2 protein-coding genes are annotated in these 612 nt (G+C 72.2%); both read right to left on the bottom strand.

Going from position 1 to position 612, the window contains the following annotated elements; translation table 11 throughout:
• On the bottom strand, window positions 1–186 hold a 186-nt coding region (locus CCN39_RS48910; RefSeq protein ID WP_279629633.1), incomplete at its 3' end, for a DnaB-like helicase N-terminal domain-containing protein.
• A gap of 86 nt (window positions 187–272) precedes the next feature.
• Window positions 273–612: hypothetical protein (locus CCN39_RS48905; RefSeq protein ID WP_208630709.1), on the bottom strand; the 340-nt coding region annotated here is incomplete at its 5' end.

Genomic DNA, 612 nt, shown 5'->3' with positions numbered 1-612 from the left:
CTTGTAGAAGTCGTGGCCCTTCAGCAGCTCGACGACCTCGCCGATCGCGTCCTTGCTCAGCAGCATCCCGCCAAGGACCGCCTGTTCGGCATCGAGGTCCTGCGGCGGAATGCGCTGGAAAGCGCGCGGATCCTCGGTCTCGCCGTCATCGAACGGCGGTGCGGGGCTCGGTACGGTGGTACTCATCGGTCTCCATTTCCGGGTGCATCGGATCGGGGATCGGCGGGTCGCCTCTCGCTACAGAGGCGACCCGCAGTCGTATGCGGCGGCGGTCAGGTCCCCGCCGCCGGGTTGTTCTGTTCCAGGGCTTCCAGCGCGGCCAGCGCCTCGGCCCGCTTCCGCTCGAACTCGGCCTCCGAGGCCTGCGCCGCGGCTTCCCGGCCGGCCCGCGTCCGCGTCTTGGCACGGGCGGTCTTCCCGCCAGCGCCTCGGCCGGCGATGCCACGCAGGATCTGCGCCTTCGCCTCCTCGGCCGCGCGCACGTGCTCGGGATCCGGCTCGCTGGCCACGGGCTGCGGATCGACGTCCAAGTCCGGCACCGACCGGCACGGCACGCACGTCGCACGTTCCCGGCCGGGGTGGTGCGGGCACGGATCGGCAACCGGCCCGGCC

The organism is Amycolatopsis kentuckyensis, from assembly GCF_002155975.1.
Lineage (GTDB): Bacteria > Actinomycetota > Actinomycetes > Mycobacteriales > Pseudonocardiaceae > Amycolatopsis > Amycolatopsis kentuckyensis.
Note: the sequence above shows the minus strand (reverse complement) of the source record. Positions and strands in the feature narration are given on the sequence as shown.